The 15,157-nt window shown below is 58.5% G+C and carries 12 protein-coding genes and 1 tRNA gene; 10 read left to right on the plus strand and 3 right to left on the minus strand.

Annotated elements, in window-relative coordinates; all coding sequences use genetic code 11:
• The first annotated feature begins 29 nt into the window (after positions 1 to 29).
• A complete protein-coding gene (locus tag KJY40_RS27610; protein ID WP_230733848.1) occupies positions 30 to 1,259 on the plus strand; it encodes a multifunctional CCA addition/repair protein in 1,230 nt (409 codons plus the stop codon).
• 39 nt (positions 1,260 to 1,298) lie between these two features.
• Here KJY40_RS27610 and folK read toward each other — a convergent pair whose 3' ends face one another.
• Together folK and folB are read right to left on the minus strand one after the other, a co-directional pair.
• Positions 1,299 to 1,817 carry a 2-amino-4-hydroxy-6-hydroxymethyldihydropteridine diphosphokinase gene (folK, locus tag KJY40_RS27615; protein ID WP_230733850.1) on the minus strand — a complete coding sequence of 173 codons (519 nt, stop codon included), beginning with the start codon at positions 1,815 to 1,817 and terminating at the stop codon, positions 1,299 to 1,301.
• On the minus strand, positions 1,808 to 2,164 hold the full coding sequence (folB, locus tag KJY40_RS27620) for a dihydroneopterin aldolase (RefSeq protein ID WP_064380331.1): 357 nt from the start codon (positions 2,162 to 2,164) through the stop codon (positions 1,808 to 1,810). The genes folK and folB overlap by 10 nt, the downstream gene beginning before the upstream one ends.
• Before the next feature lie 74 nt (positions 2,165 to 2,238).
• On the opposite strand from folB, the gene plsY reads away from it, so the two are divergent.
• Positions 2,239 to 2,808 carry a glycerol-3-phosphate 1-O-acyltransferase PlsY gene (plsY, locus tag KJY40_RS27625; RefSeq protein WP_230733852.1) on the plus strand — a complete coding sequence of 190 codons (570 nt, stop codon included), beginning with the start codon at positions 2,239 to 2,241 and terminating at the stop codon, positions 2,806 to 2,808.
• 23 nt (positions 2,809 to 2,831) lie between these two features.
• Here the strand turns inward: plsY and tsaD are convergent, their stop codons facing one another.
• Positions 2,832 to 3,857 (minus strand): tRNA (adenosine(37)-N6)-threonylcarbamoyltransferase complex transferase subunit TsaD, encoded by a 1,026-nt coding sequence (gene tsaD, locus KJY40_RS27630; RefSeq protein ID WP_039768071.1) that lies wholly within the window; start codon positions 3,855 to 3,857, stop codon positions 2,832 to 2,834.
• 199 nt (positions 3,858 to 4,056) lie between these two features.
• Here tsaD and rpsU point away from each other — a divergent pair, with 199 nt between their 5' ends.
• The 8 genes from rpsU to KJY40_RS27670 all read left to right on the plus strand — a co-directional run bounded on the left by rpsU (position 4,057) and on the right by KJY40_RS27670 (position 15,144).
• Complete coding sequence (gene rpsU / locus KJY40_RS27635; RefSeq protein ID WP_002551877.1) at positions 4,057 to 4,272, plus strand: 30S ribosomal protein S21; 216 nt, start codon at positions 4,057 to 4,059, stop codon at positions 4,270 to 4,272.
• A gap of 480 nt (positions 4,273 to 4,752) precedes the next feature.
• The gene (gene dnaG, locus KJY40_RS27640) at positions 4,753 to 6,720 is read left to right on the plus strand and encodes a DNA primase (protein ID WP_230733854.1); all 1,968 of its coding nucleotides are present in this window, start codon (positions 4,753 to 4,755) and stop codon (positions 6,718 to 6,720) included.
• 67 nt (positions 6,721 to 6,787) lie between these two features.
• Positions 6,788 to 8,635, plus strand: coding sequence for an RNA polymerase sigma factor RpoD (rpoD, locus tag KJY40_RS27645; protein ID WP_230733856.1), 1,848 nt, complete (start codon positions 6,788 to 6,790; stop codon positions 8,633 to 8,635).
• Positions 8,636 to 8,760: 125 nt separating this feature from the next.
• Positions 8,761 to 12,507, plus strand: a complete 3,747-nt coding sequence (locus KJY40_RS27650) for a bifunctional diguanylate cyclase/phosphodiesterase (protein ID WP_230733857.1) — start codon at positions 8,761 to 8,763, stop codon at positions 12,505 to 12,507.
• A gap of 15 nt (positions 12,508 to 12,522) precedes the next feature.
• Positions 12,523 to 12,599: transfer RNA gene (locus tag KJY40_RS27655), tRNA-Ile, on the plus strand.
• A 126-nt stretch (positions 12,600 to 12,725) separates the two neighbouring features.
• Complete coding sequence (locus KJY40_RS27660) at positions 12,726 to 13,820, plus strand: site-specific integrase (RefSeq protein ID WP_230733858.1); 1,095 nt, start codon at positions 12,726 to 12,728, stop codon at positions 13,818 to 13,820.
• Between the two features lie 216 nt (positions 13,821 to 14,036).
• Entirely contained in the window at positions 14,037 to 14,255 is a 219-nt protein-coding gene (locus KJY40_RS27665; RefSeq protein WP_230733859.1) for a helix-turn-helix domain-containing protein, read from the plus strand.
• Between the two features lie 4 nt (positions 14,256 to 14,259).
• A complete protein-coding gene (locus KJY40_RS27670; RefSeq protein ID WP_230733861.1) occupies positions 14,260 to 15,144 on the plus strand; it encodes a helix-turn-helix domain-containing protein in 885 nt (294 codons plus the stop codon).
• The last annotated feature ends 13 nt before the right edge of the window (positions 15,145 to 15,157 follow it).

The following is a 15,157-nucleotide window of genomic DNA, read 5'->3' on the forward strand; positions in this document are numbered from 1 at the left end:
TATCCTGTCGGGCCAACGGAGGTTTTTTTATGCAGATTTACAAGGTCGGCGGTGCGGTACGTGATCGCTTGCTGGGCAAACTGGTCACCGATATCGATTGGGTGGTGATCGGCGCGACGACAGAAGAAATGCTCGCCAAGGGATTTCGCCCGATCGGCGCGAACTTCCCGGTTTTTCTTCATCCGAAAAGCGGCGAGGAGTACGCCCTTGCCCGCACCGAACGCAAGAGCGGTCGTGGTTATGGTGGTTTCACGTTTCACGCCAGCCCCGAGGTCACGCTTGAAGAAGACCTGATCCGCCGCGACCTTACGATCAACGCCATGGCCGAAGACGATCAGCAAAACCTGATCGATCCCTACCACGGTCAACGCGACCTCGAAGAGCGGATTCTGCGCCACGTTTCCCCCGCGTTTGCCGAAGATCCGCTCAGGGTCCTGCGCGTTGCGCGCTTCGCCGCCCGCTACGCAGAACTCGGCTTCAAGGTTGCGCCCGAGACCCTGGAGCTGATGCGTCAGCTCAGCGAATCGGGTGAACTGGAAGCCCTTACGGCCGAACGCAGCTGGAAAGAGATTTCCCGCGCGCTGATGGAAGATCAGCCCCAAGTGTTCATTCAGGTGTTGCGCGATTGCGGCGCCTTGAAAGTGCTGATGCCAGAGGTCGATGCCTTGTTCGGCGTGCCGCAGCCGGAAGCCCACCACCCGGAAATCGACAGCGGCATTCACACCCTGAGCGTGCTTGAGCAGTCAGCCCTGCACAAACAACCGCTGACCGTGCGCTGGGCCTGCCTGCTCCACGACCTCGGCAAAGGCCTGACCCCGCAAGATGAATGGCCACGACACATCGCCCATGAGCACAAAGGCCTGAAGTTGATCAAAGCGGTCAACGAGCGCTTCAAGGCACCGAAGGATTGTCAGGAGCTGGCCTTGCTGGTCGGTCAATATCACACTCACGGCCATCGCGCCCTGGAGCTGAAGGCTTCGACCTTGCTCGAGTTGCTGCAAAGCTTTGACGTTTACCGTCGACCACAGCGTTTCGAAGAATTCATCATCGCGTGCGAAATGGATGCCCGAGGGCGCAAAGGGCTTGAACAGCGTAGTTATCCACAGGCGGATTACCTGCGCGGCGCGGCCAATGTGGCGCGCGGCGTGGCGGTGCAGCCATTGCTGGAGAAGGGATTCAAAGGCCCGGAACTGGGCGAGGCACTCAAGCGCGAACGGCTCAAGGCATTGAAGGTTTACAAGGAATCGGCGGCGTCCTGAAAACACTTGATCCGCCCTCGCAAGGGCGGATCAAAATGTTCAAGACAAGTCTGAAGGCGTGAGCTGAGTGCCGCGCCATTCAAATCCGACCGGTGCCAGCACCTGATCGATCTGCGCTTCGGCCCACAATGTGGCAAAGCTTTTTCCTACACCGGGATGCACCCGATCCGGCGCAATCAGCGACAGCGGCCACAGCACAAAGGCATTTTTCAGGATTTCCGCACGAGGCAGGATCAGTCCGTCGAAGTTGCCCGCCAGATCGCCGTACAGCAACACGTCGATATCCAGCGGCAAGCCCTTGCGATCCGGCGCATAACGACCATTATCCGCTTCAATGAACTTCAAGCGGCGATCCAGTTCGATCAACGGCAGATCGGTGAACGCCGACACCACGAAGTTGAAGAACGGCCCGCTCTTGATCCCCACTGGCTGGCTTTCGAACACAGGCGAACAGCGGATATCCACCAGAAACGCGGACAAGGCATCCAGACCGGCCTGCAAATGGGTTTCGCGCTCGATATTGCTACCGAGCCCGAGATAGACCTGGGTCAGCGGCATCCGCGCTCGATCTCCACACCCACGCCACCCTTGGCGGCCGGTACGGCACCTGGTTTGGTCAGCTTCAGGCGCACCCAGGTGATCTTGAATTCGCTCATCAGCACTTCGACCAGGCGCTCGGCAAAGGTCTCGACCAGTTGATACCGGGATTGCTCGGCAAAGGCCTGGATCCGTGTGGACACACTGGCGTAATCGAGCGCCAGGGTCAGGTCGTCACCGGCGGCGGCCGGGCGATTGTCCCAGGCGAAGCTCAAATCAAGACGCAGGCACTGTCGGATGCCGCGCTCCCAGTCGTAGGCACCGATCACGGTGTCGACTTCCAGGCCCTCGATAAACACTCTGTCCAAGCACTTTTCTCCGCTGCACGACAAGGGCGCAATGCGCCGTTAGAATCAGGGCGTCCTCGCCCGGAATAGTTAGCATGTTTTGGTTACTGGCGATCCTCGCCTACCTGCTCGGCTCTCTGTCCTTCGCCATTTTGCTCAGCCGCCTGACCGGAAATCCGGATCCGCGAATGAGTGGCTCGGGTAATGCCGGCGCCACCAACATGCTGCGCCTGGCCGGACGCAAACTCGCGATCCTGACCCTGCTGGGTGATCTGTGCAAAGGCCTGCTGCCGGTGCTCATCGCTTCGGCTGCCGGCCTTTCGCTGCAGGATCAGGCGTGGATCGGCGTCTGCGCCGTGATCGGTCACCTGTTCCCGCTGTACTTCCGCTTTCGCGGCGGCAAGGGCGTCGCCACGGCGGCCGGCATGTTGCTGGGCCTGTATCCACCCGCTGCGCTGCTGGCCGTATGCGCCTGGCTGCTGACGTTCTACCTGACCCGCACCAGCTCACTGGCGGCGTTGATCGCCACCCCGCTGACCCTGCCATTGCTGGCCTGGCAGGAACCGGCGGCCTTATTGCCGATGAGCGCGCTGACACTGCTGATCGTCTGGCGCCACCGGGGCAATCTACGCGACCTGTTCGCCGGGCGCGAACGGCATTTTTAAATACCGCACGTGAGCGCCGCTCATCACAGCGCCGACAACTGCTCCATCGGCCAGCGCGCCTGCACGCTGATCGCCAGGCTCTCCTGCTGACCAGCCTGCAAACGCTGGCAGCCGGCAAACGCGATCATCGCGCCGTTATCGGTGCAAAACTCGGGACGGGCATAAAACACATCGCCCTTCATGTCGCCGAGCATTTTCTCCAGCGAAACACGCAACGCCTTGTTGGCACTGACGCCGCCGGCGATCACCAGACGCTTCATGCCGGCCTGCTTCAGGGCACGCTTGCACTTGATGGTCAAAGTCTCCACCACGGCCTGCTGGAACGCCAGCGCGATGTCGCAACGGGCTTGCTCGCTGTCGTCCCCGGCGCTGACGCATTGCTGCCAGGTGTTGAGGGCGAAGGTCTTCAGGCCGCTGAAGCTGAAATCCAGGCCCGGGCGATCACACATCGGACGCGGGAAAGTGAAACGTCCTGCGACGCCCTTCTCCGCCAGCTTGGCGATTTCCGGTCCGCCCGGATAATTCAGGCCCATCATTTTTGCAGTCTTGTCGAAAGCTTCGCCCGCCGCATCGTCCAGCGTCTCGCCGAGCAGGCTGTATTGGCCGATGCCATCGACCTGAACCAGTTGCGTATGACCACCGGAGACCAACAAAGCGACGAACGGGAATTCCGGCGGTTTTGGCTCCAGCATCGGCGCCAGCAAATGGCCTTCCATGTGATGCACGCCGAGCGCCGGAATACCCCAGGCAAACGCCAGCGCCTGAGCGCACGAAGCCCCCACCAGCAGCGCCCCGACCAGGCCGGGCCCCGCAGTGTAGGCGATGGCGTCGATCTCGGTCGGTACGCAGTCGGCCTCCGCCAACACCTGACGGATCAATGGCAGCATGCGCTTGACGTGGTCGCGCGAAGCGAGCTCCGGCACCACGCCGCCATAGACGCGGTGCAGGTCGATCTGACTGAACAGTGCGTCGGCCAGCAGGCCGCGTTCACTGTCGTACAAAGCGACGCCGGTTTCGTCGCAGGAAGTTTCTAATCCCAGTACTAGCATGGGTTTGCGCCTTGTTTAGGCTGAATTCGAAGGCGCGCATAATAGTCGCCGCGTGAGGCCCCGACTAGCGGTTTTCGATCAGAGGCTTTGCATTCCGAGCGATGAGGGGTTAACATCCGCAACCCTTAAAAACCGACGTCTTCAAGTGCTCTTTTGCCGCGAGGATGTTGACCCCGGTAATGAATGAAGGTAGCTCTGGATGCCAGCCGTCAAAGTTAAAGAGAACGAACCCTTCGACGTAGCTCTGCGTCGTTTCAAGCGCTCCTGCGAAAAAGCCGGTGTACTGGCTGAAGTTCGTAGCCGCGAATTTTACGAGAAGCCAACTTCTGAGCGTAAGCGCAAGGCAGCTGCTGCTGTTAAGCGTCACGCCAAGAAAGTTCAGCGCGAACAGCGCCGCGCCGTTCGTCTGTACTAATACACAGACGATCGTAGCAAGCTTCTGCCAAGCCCGGCCCTCAGCCGGGCTAATGGCATTTGCGTAAAACGCTTGATGCTTCACCGTCGAAGCCGCAGATGCGACCGAGACAAACCCGCTTCACCGCGTCAGGCCTGGCTCTTTTGCCAGCGGTGCACGTCTTTTCTGACGAGCCTTTCAAGGCTACTGACGAGCACACCCACTGATTCCTCTTACGACGATCAGCCCAAGGCACCTGCTTGCGTGCCCGCTTCATGAGCTATCCGAGGCCGATTACAGGCCGTCAGCGGATTCAGCGCAACATTTTCGAATAGTCGAAGACTGATGAGTACTAACGTCAGTGGATTTTCGGCAGATACACTTCCCGACAGCGATTACGCAAACGACACCGGTCGAGCCGCCCCACGTGCGCGCATCACTCAATGATCCGCGTCCGGCGGCATTTCGCATCGGATCCATTACAGCGCAGACGAGAACGCCATGGCCGGGCTGATTCCCCAGAGCTTCATTGACGACCTTCTGAACCGCACCGACATCGTCGACGTGGTCAGCTCGCGCGTGCAATTGAAGAAGGCCGGCAAGAACTACACCGCCTGCTGCCCGTTCCACAAAGAGAAAACCCCGTCGTTCAGCGTCAGCCCCGACAAGCAGTTCTATTACTGCTTCGGCTGCGGCGCGGGCGGCAACGCCCTCGGCTTTCTCATGGATCACGACAACCTGGACTTCCCCCAGGCTGTCGAAGACCTGGCCAAGGCCGCCGGCATGGAAGTGCCGCGCGAAGAAGGCGGCCGCTCGAACAAACCGCGCCAGCCAACCGATTCACCGCTGTACCCGCTGCTCACCGCCGCTGCCGACTTTTACCGGCAGGCGCTCAAGAGCCATCCGGCACGCAAGGCAGCGGTGGATTACCTCAAGGGGCGCGGCCTGACCGGCGAGATCGCCCGGGACTTCGGTCTCGGATTTGCACCGCCGGGCTGGGACAACCTGTTCAAACACTTGAGCAGCGACACCTTGCAGCAAAAAGCCATGATCGACGCCGGCCTGCTGATCGAGAACGCCGAAACCGGCAAACGCTATGACCGCTTCCGCGATCGCGTGATGTTCCCGATCCGCGACACCCGTGGACGAATCATCGCATTCGGTGGCCGAGTGCTCGGCGACGACAAGCCAAAGTACCTGAACTCGCCGGAAACCCCGGTCTTTCATAAAGGCCAGGAGCTCTACGGCCTCTATGAGGCACGCAAGAACAATCGCAACCTCGACGAAATCATCGTCGTCGAGGGCTATATGGACGTCATCGCCCTGGCCCAGCAAGGCCTGCGCAATGCCGTCGCGACACTCGGCACCGCCACCAGCGAAGAACATCTCAAGCGCCTGTTTCGCGTCGTGCCGAACGTGCTGTTTTGCTTCGACGGCGACCAGGCTGGCCGCAATGCTGCCTGGCGCGCACTGGAAGCAACGCTTTCCAGCCTGCAGGACGGGCGCCGCGCACGCTTTCTGTTTCTGCCCGAAGGCGAAGACCCGGATACCTTGATCCGCGCGGAAGGCACCGACGCCTTCCGCGCCCGGATCAATCAGCATGCACAGCCGCTGGCGGACTACTTCTTCCAGCAACTGACCGAGGAAGCCGACCCGCGCTCGCTCGAGGGCAAGGCCCATATGGCCACGCTCGCAGCACCACTGATCGACAAGGTCCCTGGCGCCAACCTGCGCATCCTGATGCGCCAGCGCCTGACCGAGATCACCGGCCTGAGCAGCGAGAGCGTCAGTCAGCTGGCCCAGAGCGCTCCGCAGGAAGCACCGCCGGCCTACGACCCGGGCATCGATTACGACGCCATGCCGGACTACAGCGACTACCATCAGCCGCAGGCACAGGACATGTATGTGCCGCAGCAGGAATGGACGCCGAAGAAATCCGGCGCCGGCGGCAAGAAATGGGACAAGAAACCGTGGGACAAGAATGGCAAGCGCGGCGGTGATCGTGACCAGCCTCGTGCCCCGCGCGTGCCGGCCGCCGTCGAACCACCGACCCTGGCCGCCCTGAGAACCTTGCTGCATCACCCGCAACTGGCGGAAAAAGTCGAGGATGCCGGGCACTTCGCGGACGAGAACCAGACCAACGCACAACTGCTGGTGGCACTGCTCGAAGCCGTACAGAAGAATCCCAAGCTAAACTCATTTCAGTTGATCGCGCGATGGCACGGAACCGAACAGGGTCGCCTGCTCAAGGCGCTGGCGGAAAAGGAATGGCTGATTGACGGAGACAACCTTGAACAACAGTTTTTCGACACCATTACTAGCTTGTCAGCCCGCCAACGCGAGCGAAATCTGGAACAACTGCTCAGGAAAGCGCGTCAAAGCGAACTGAGCATCGATGAGAAAAATCAACTGCGCGACCTTTTAAGTCGCAATGTTTCCGCATCAAACCCGACCTCAACTGGCGCGTGAGGTCATAGCTCAGGTATAATCCTCGGCTTGTTTTTTGCCCGCCAAGACCTTCAGTGGATAGGGTGTTATGTCCGGAAAAGCGCAACAGCAGTCTCGTATTATTGAGTTGATCAAACTGGGTCGTGAGCAGAAGTATCTGACTTACGCCGAGGTCAACGACCACCTGCCCGAGGATATTTCAGATCCGGAGCAGGTGGAAGACATCATCCGCATGATTAACGACATGGGGATCCCCGTACACGAGAGTGCTCCGGATGCGGACGCCCTTATGCTGGCCGACGCCGATACCGACGAGGCCGCTGCGGAAGAAGCAGCCGCTGCGTTGGCGGCGGTGGAGACCGATATCGGTCGCACCACTGACCCGGTGCGCATGTACATGCGTGAAATGGGTACGGTCGAGCTTCTGACTCGTGAAGGCGAAATCGAAATCGCCAAGCGTATCGAAGAAGGCATCCGTGAAGTGATGAGCGCTATCGCGCACTTCCCTGGCACGGTTGACCATATTCTCTCCGAGTACACTCGCGTCACCACCGAAGGTGGTCGCCTGTCCGACGTTCTGAGCGGTTACATCGACCCGGACGACGGCATTACGCCGCCAGCCGCCGAAGTACCGCCACCGATCGACGCGAAAGCGGCGAAAGCGGAAGAGTCCGACGACGATGACGATGCCGAAGCTTCCGATGATGAAGAAGAAGCCGAAAGCGGTCCGGATCCGGTCATTGCCGCACAGCGCTTCGGCGCCGTGGCCGACCAGATGGAAATCACCCGCAAGGCCCTGAAAAAGCACGGTCGTCACAACAAGGCGGCAATTGCCGAACTGTTGGCCCTGGCCGAGCTGTTCATGCCGATCAAGCTGGTGCCGAAGCAATTCGAAGCCCTGGTCGAGCGTGTTCGCAGTGCCCTGGATCGTCTGCGTCAGCAAGAGCGCGCGATCATGCAACTGTGCGTACGTGATGCACGTATGCCACGTGCCGACTTCCTGCGTCAGTTCCCTGGCAATGAAGTCGACGAAAGCTGGTCCGACGCCCTGGCCAAAGGCAAGAGCAAGTACGCCGAAGCCATCGCCCGCGTGCAACCGGACATCATCCGTTGCCAGCAAAAGCTGACCGCACTGGAAACCGAGACCGGCCTGACCATCGCCGAGATCAAGGACATCAACCGTCGCATGTCGATCGGTGAGGCGAAAGCCCGCCGCGCGAAGAAAGAGATGGTTGAAGCGAACTTGCGTCTGGTGATCTCCATCGCCAAGAAGTACACCAACCGCGGCCTGCAATTCCTCGATCTGATCCAGGAAGGCAACATCGGTCTGATGAAAGCGGTGGACAAGTTCGAATACCGTCGTGGTTACAAGTTCTCGACTTATGCCACCTGGTGGATCCGTCAGGCGATCACTCGCTCGATCGCCGACCAGGCCCGCACCATCCGTATTCCGGTGCACATGATCGAGACGATCAACAAGCTCAACCGCATTTCCCGCCAGATGCTGCAGGAAATGGGTCGCGAACCGACCCCGGAAGAGCTGGGTGAACGCATGGAAATGCCTGAGGACAAGATCCGCAAGGTATTGAAGATCGCCAAAGAGCCGATCTCCATGGAAACACCGATCGGTGATGACGAAGACTCCCATCTGGGTGACTTCATCGAAGACTCGACCATGCAGTCGCCAATCGATGTCGCCACTGTTGAGAGCCTGAAAGAAGCGACCCGCGAAGTGCTGTCCGGCCTTACTGCCCGTGAAGCCAAGGTACTGCGCATGCGTTTCGGTATCGACATGAACACCGACCATACGCTCGAAGAAGTCGGGAAACAGTTTGACGTGACCCGTGAGCGGATCCGTCAGATCGAAGCCAAGGCGCTGCGCAAGCTGCGCCACCCGACGCGAAGCGAGCATCTGCGCTCCTTCCTCGACGAGTGACACCAGAACCCCCGGCCCAGGCCGGGGGTTTTGTTTATATGGCAGATTAAATACCTCGCACCGCCCTCCCCCGCGCGCAGCCCGTCTACACTCGAAACATTCCCCCGAGCCATAACGAGACCGTTATGCCCAGACTGGCGTCCGTGCTTTTTTTGCTGTCACTGATGATCTGGACCGCAACGGCTGACGCGCTGACTCTGACCGATGAAGAACGTAGCTGGCTGGCGGCCCACCCGGACTTGCGCCTGGGTGTCGATGCGTCGTGGCCGCCCTTCGAGTTCCGCGACGACCAGAACCGCTATCAGGGCCTGGCAGCGGACTATATCGATGTGATTCGCCAACGCCTGGCGATCAAGCTCACCCCCATCGAGCCGGTGAGCTGGACGGTCGTGCTCGAACAGGCGAAAAACGGCACGATCGACCTGCTGCCGGGCATCATGTCCACGCCGGAGCGTCAGAGTTACCTGTCGTTCACCCGCCCTTATCTCGACTTTCCGATCGTCATCCTCGCCCACGTCGGCGGCCCACAGCCGCGCAAGCTCGAGGAGCTTTACGGCCTGAAAATCGCCGTGGTCGAAAACTACGCGCCCCACGAGCTGCTGCGCACCCATCACCCAGACCTGAATCTGGTGGCAATGCCCAACGTCAGCTCAGCATTGCAGGCCTTGGCCACCGATGAAGTGGACGCGGTGGTCGGCGATCTGGCCTCCAGTGTCTGGAGCCTGCGCCAGCTCAAACTCGACGGCTTGTACGTCAGCGGCGAAACCCCTTACCGCTATCAACTGGCGATGGGCGTCCCGCGCGACAACAAAATGCTGGTGGGGATTCTGGACAAAGTGCTGGCCGACATGTCCCCTGAGGAAATCAGCAGCATTCAGGAGCATTGGGTCGGCAACGTCCTCGATCACCGGACATTCTGGTCGGATCTGCTGGTTTACGGTTTACCAGGTCTATCGCTTCTGGTCATCGTCCTGGCGGTGGTGATCCGCATCAATCGTCGCCTGAGTTCGGAAATCGCCCGACGCATCGACCTCGAACAGGAACTGCGCAGCAGCGAATACCACTATCGCGGACTGGTGGAAAGTCTCTCGGCCATCGCCTGGGAAGCGCGGATCAGCGATTTCACCTACAGCTATGTTTCGCCCCACGCCGAAGACCTGCTCGGCTATCCACTGTCCCATTGGCTGATTCCAGGCTTCTGGCGCAACATCATTCACCCGGCAGACCTGACCCGTGCCCAGAGTTTCTGCGATCACGAAGTGCTGGCAGGACGCGATCACAGCCTCGATTACCGGGTGATCACCGCTGACGGTCGTTGCTTGTGGGTCCGCGACATCGTCAGCCTGATCGAACACGGCCACGAACCGGTAATGCGTGGCCTGATGATCGACATCAGCGAAACCAAGCGCACCGAAGAGGCGTTGCGCCTGTCGGAACAGAAGTTCGCTTCGGTATTCCAGCAATGCCCGGACATTCTGGTCATCGCCCGGCTATCCGACGGCTGCCTGCTGGAAGTGAACGAAGCCTTTGAGGAGCAGATCGGGCTCAAGGCCGAAGAAGTGATTGGCCAGACCGCCACCGAACTCAATATCTGGGGCATTCCCGGGGTTGGCCCGGGCCTGCTTCAGCGCCTGCAAGCCGGCAGCATTCGTAACCTGGAGATGCCCTTTCGTCGCAACAATGGCCAGGTGTTCACCGGGCTGATTTCCGCCGAACCCTTCGAACTCGACACCACACCGGCGCTGGTCGTGGTGGTGCGCGACATTACCCAGCTCAAGGAAACCCAGCAGCAACTGCAAACCTCCGAAGAAAAGTTCGCCAAGGCCTTCCACGCCTCGCCGGACGGTCTGCTGCTGTCGCGCCAGAGTGATGGCCTGCTGCTGGAGGTTAACGAAGGTTTCAGTCGTATCACCGGCTTCAACAGCGCCATGTCGGTGGATCGCTCGGCGCTGGACCTGGGCATCTGGGTCAACCTCAACGAACGCAAGCAAATGCTCGACCTGCTGCATCGCGACGGATTCGTTCGCGACTTCAGCTGCCACATCCGCCGCAGCGACGGGCAGATCCGGCTCTGCGAGGTGTCCAGCCGTCCGCTGCCGATCGGCGACGAAGACTGCATGCTGACCATCGCCCGAGACATTACCGAACGCCACCTGATGCAGGAAAAACTGCAACAGGCTGCGACCGTGTTCGAGAGCACTGCCGAAGGCGTGTTGATCACCGACACCCAGCAACACATCAGCGCCGTGAACCGGGCGTTCACCGAAATCACCGGTTACAGCGAAAGCGAAGCGCTGGGCCACACCCCGCGCCTGCTGGCTTCAGGGTTGCACGACAGTGCGTTCTACGCGGCGATGTGGCATCAATTGACCGACGAAGGTCACTGGCAGGGAGAAATCTCCAACCGGCGCAAGAACGGCGAGTTGTACCCGAGCTGGCTGACCATCAGCGCCGTGCGCAACCGCGACAAGTTCATCACTCACTTCGTTGCGGTGTTCGCCGATATCTCCAGCCTGAAGCACGCCCAGGCCAAACTCGACTATCAGGCGCATCACGACCCGCTCACCGGCCTGCCGAATCGAACACTGTTCGAAAGTCGCCTGCTGATGGCACTCAACAGTCAGCAGGAAAACGGCGGCCAGGGCGCAGTCCTGTTCCTCGACCTCGATCGTTTCAAGCACATCAACGACAGCCTCGGTCACCCGGTCGGCGACCTGCTGCTCAAGGGCATCGCCGTGCGCCTCAAGGAGCAATTGCGCGATATCGACACCGTTGCGCGCCTGGGTGGCGACGAATTCATCATTCTGCTGCCCGGCCTGCAGCAGCCCGGCGATGCCGACAACATCGCCACCAAACTGCTGAACTGCTTTGGCGCGCCGTTCCAGGCTGGCGAGCATGAGTTCTTCATCAGCGCCAGCATCGGCACCAGCCTTTACCCGCGTGACGGTTGCGATGTCGCGACCCTGATCAAGAACGCGGACGCGGCGATGTACCGCTCCAAGGCCAAGGGGCGCAACCGGGTCGAAAGCTACACCCGCGATCTCACCGCCCAGGCCAGCGAGCGTGTGGCGCTGGAACACGAACTTCGCCGGGCCATCGAGCGCGAGGAGTTGTACCTCTATTACCAACCGAAAATCAGCCTCGACGATCACAGCCTGGTCGGCGCCGAAGCCCTGATCCGCTGGCGCCATCCGAATTTCGGCGAAGTGCCGCCGGAGCACTTCATCCCGCTGGCGGAAGAGAACGGCATGATTCTGCAAATCGGCGACTGGGTGCTGGAAACCGCCTGCCGGCAAATGTTCGAGTGGGGCCAGATCTACGAATCCCTCGGCCCTCTGTCGGTGAACCTCGCCGGCGCACAACTGCGCCAGCCGAACCTGCTGGGACGCATCGAGCAACTGCTCAAGGACAACCGTCTGCGGCCGGAATTACTGCAACTGGAAATTACCGAAAACTTCATCATGAGCCAGGCCGAAGAAGCGCTGGCGGTACTGCACCAGCTCAAACACCTGGGGGTGCAACTGGCCATCGACGACTTTGGCACCGGCTATTCCTCGCTGAGTTACCTCAAGCGCCTGCCACTGGATATCCTCAAGATCGACCAGTCTTTCGTCCGTGGCCTGCCCGACGACCCGCACGACGCGGCGATTGTCCGCGCCATCATCGCCCTGGGCCGCAGCATGCAATTCACCGTGATCGCCGAAGGCGTGGAAACCCAGGCCCAGCAACAATTCCTCGCCGCCGAAGGCTGCGAACAGATCCAGGGCTACATCGTCAGCCTGCCGCTGCCACCAGAGGAGTTTGCCGCGACGTTTCTTCGTATAGCCGTATCAGATTTTTCGGATAGCACAGCCGAGAAACCGTCGCTATAATCCGCGGCCTACTGAGGGCCTATAGCTCAGTTGGTTAGAGCAGAGGACTCATAATCCTTTGGTCCACGGTTCAAGTCCGTGTGGGCCCACCATACTCAAAGCCGCGCATTGCGCGGCTTTCGCGTTTCTGGCGGGACCACATCAAATACAGTCCTATGGTCCGAAGGTACAAAATCGGTACAGTGCTGGTGCGCCAGTACACCTTTGGAGTCCTTCAGATGGCAACACTCGTTAAGACCCCTTCTGGTACCTGGAAGGCGTTAATCCGTAAAACCGGATGGCCAACAGTAGCGAAAACCTTCCGCACCAAGCGTGATGCCGAGGACTGGTCACGACGTACAGAAGACGAAATGGTCAGGGGTGTTTATATCCAGCGCAGCGGGTCCGAGCGTATGACGCTGGAAGCAGCCCTCAAGCGCTACTTGAGCGACATTACCCCCACCAAGAAGCCCACCACCCAGCGCGGCGAAACGTCGAAAGCAAAGAAGCTCACAGAACACCTGGGCAAATATTCACTAGCGGCCCTTTCCGCTGAAACTATCGCGAGCTACCGCGACAAACGCCTAAACGAAAAAGGGCGTGCCGGCACTACCAGCAATAACACCGTACGCCTAGAGCTCGCTCTGCTGAGCCACCTATTCACGGTCGCAATTCAAGAATGGGGGCTGGGCCTCACATTCAACCCGGTCCTAAACATCCGCAAACCTAGTCCAGGGGAAGGCCGCAATCGTCGGTTATCACCTGACGAGGAGCGCCGTTTACTGGCCGCAGTGAACAAGCACAGCAACCCCATGCTTGGCTGGATCGTTGGTATTGCTCTGGAGACGGGTATGCGGTCTACAGAGATCAGTTCGCTACGCAGACCCCAGGTCGATCTAGAGCGTCGCATCGTGAAGCTTGTGGATACCAAGAACGACGCACAACGTACTGTGCCTTTGAGCAAACGGGCGACAGCGATTTTCCAATCGGCTATGGAAAATCCTGCTCGGCCAAGTGACTGCAGCCTGGTGTTTTTCGGTGAGCCCGGCAAGGATGCAAAGCGTCGACCTTATGCCTTTACCAAGGTGTGGGGATTGCTCGTTAAAAAGCTTGAGTTGCCGGATTTCAGATTCCACGACCTAAGACACGAGGCGGTGAGCCGCCTCGTTGAAGGCGGCCTTTCTGACCAAGAGGTATCCAGCATCAGCGGCCACAAATCAATGCAGATGCTGAAGCGATACACGCACCTACGGTCAGAAGACCTGGTAGCAAAGTTGGACAACATCTCCAACAAAAAACAAAAAACTTTAGCTAAACAAAAAGATAAAGTTTAGCTAAAGCATATTAACAAACAACAAACCAAAGATTCTGAACTATAAAAAATAGAATTTTAGCAGCTAAAATCGTGTCAACCACCACATGCTTTAGCTATAACTTTCAAACGAAGTTTAGCTAAAGCTACAAATGTCAATATAATTTTCAACAAAGAGCTTCCAAAGTTACTAAAGTGTGTCATACGATATCCGAAATTGACCGGATGAGACCGAAATATGACGACCGAAGAATCAATACGTGCTTTTTTCTCGGGAGCACCGCTCCTGTCGATAGACCAGTTAGCAGAGTTACTTCATCGAAGTAAGGACGGCCTACGAATTAGCTTGAGCGGTGACAATGAAGTTTCAAGAAAATTCTTACCTTGCAAGGTAAAGATTGGACGAAGGATTTACTTTCGCACTGCCGATGTAGCCAAAGCCATAGATCAGGGCTAGCGGTATGTCTATAACTTTGATTGTGGAAAGACAAGATCGGCCAAGAGGCTTCACAATAATACCAAATCACATACTCAACGACCAAAGACTTAGCCTGAAAGCAAAGGGACTAATCTCAGGACTACTTTCGCTAAAATCTGATTATGATCGTCTCAGCGTTGAGCACTTGGCTAAAATTTATAAGACAGGGACCACTTTAATTCGATCTGGAGTGCAGGAGCTGAAGGATGCAGGATACTTAGAGATCGAACAGAAATATGATACCCGTGGCTATTACGCAGGGTATGAATGGCGGCTAAGTGACCATCCAAAGCCATCAGTAATGTCTGAAATCAGTACGGAAAGCCCGTATGTGGAAAACCCGCATTCGGATCAGCCACCTTCGGATCACCAGAAGCCTACAAAGACTTACAAAACAAAAAAACTAATAAATCAAAATACTACTACAACTCCTCAGCCCGTCTCGGGGGTTGCCGTGCAGGACCTGCGGCTAACGGCTCCGATGCTGGCGGAAACCAGCGACCAGGTTTTCAAAGCACTGGAGCAGGTAGCGCCTGCCGATCGACAACGTATGCTCGACGAGCTATCTGCGGCGATCAAATCTGGAACGATCAAGACGACTCCCATCCGCTGGTTCCATGGTGTACTCAAGCGATACCGGGAAGGGACCTTCAATTTTAGGCCAGTGGCGCCACAAGCTGTTCTGGAGGCAGCCCCATCCATACCAGCTAGTAAGGCGCGCAACAGCCCCCCAAGTGTCAAGGCAAGCGAGCGTTCCGGCGTAGGCTTGGAGTATCTAGGTAAGTTAAAGAGAGCTACACGAAGCTCAAACTCGCCACCCCCGTGCGGCTTGACAGATGAGGGACCTCTTTTGGATTACGACAAATAAGCCGAGCTGGAGA

Source organism: Pseudomonas fitomaticsae (genome assembly GCF_021018765.1).
GTDB classification, from domain to species: Bacteria; Pseudomonadota; Gammaproteobacteria; order Pseudomonadales; family Pseudomonadaceae; genus Aquipseudomonas; species Aquipseudomonas fitomaticsae.

Excerpts from the sequence above, each read along its gene's own strand:
- KJY40_RS27610 (WP_230733848.1), top strand. The coding sequence starts at position 30 with ATGCAGATTTACAAGGTCGGCGGTGCGGTACGTGATCGCTTGCTGGGC.
- folK (WP_230733850.1), bottom strand. The coding sequence starts at position 1,817 with ATGCCGCTGACCCAGGTCTATCTCGGGCTCGGTAGCAATATCGAGCGC.
- plsY (WP_230733852.1), top strand. The coding sequence starts at position 2,239 with ATGTTTTGGTTACTGGCGATCCTCGCCTACCTGCTCGGCTCTCTGTCC.
- tsaD (WP_039768071.1), bottom strand. The coding sequence starts at position 3,857 with ATGCTAGTACTGGGATTAGAAACTTCCTGCGACGAAACCGGCGTCGCT.
- rpsU (WP_002551877.1), top strand. The coding sequence starts at position 4,057 with ATGCCAGCCGTCAAAGTTAAAGAGAACGAACCCTTCGACGTAGCTCTG.
- dnaG (WP_230733854.1), top strand. The coding sequence starts at position 4,753 with ATGGCCGGGCTGATTCCCCAGAGCTTCATTGACGACCTTCTGAACCGC.
- rpoD (WP_230733856.1), top strand. The coding sequence starts at position 6,788 with ATGTCCGGAAAAGCGCAACAGCAGTCTCGTATTATTGAGTTGATCAAA.
- KJY40_RS27650 (WP_230733857.1), top strand. The coding sequence starts at position 8,761 with ATGCCCAGACTGGCGTCCGTGCTTTTTTTGCTGTCACTGATGATCTGG.
- KJY40_RS27660 (WP_230733858.1), top strand. The coding sequence starts at position 12,726 with ATGGCAACACTCGTTAAGACCCCTTCTGGTACCTGGAAGGCGTTAATC.
- KJY40_RS27665 (WP_230733859.1), top strand. The coding sequence starts at position 14,037 with ATGACGACCGAAGAATCAATACGTGCTTTTTTCTCGGGAGCACCGCTC.
- KJY40_RS27670 (WP_230733861.1), top strand. The coding sequence starts at position 14,260 with ATGTCTATAACTTTGATTGTGGAAAGACAAGATCGGCCAAGAGGCTTC.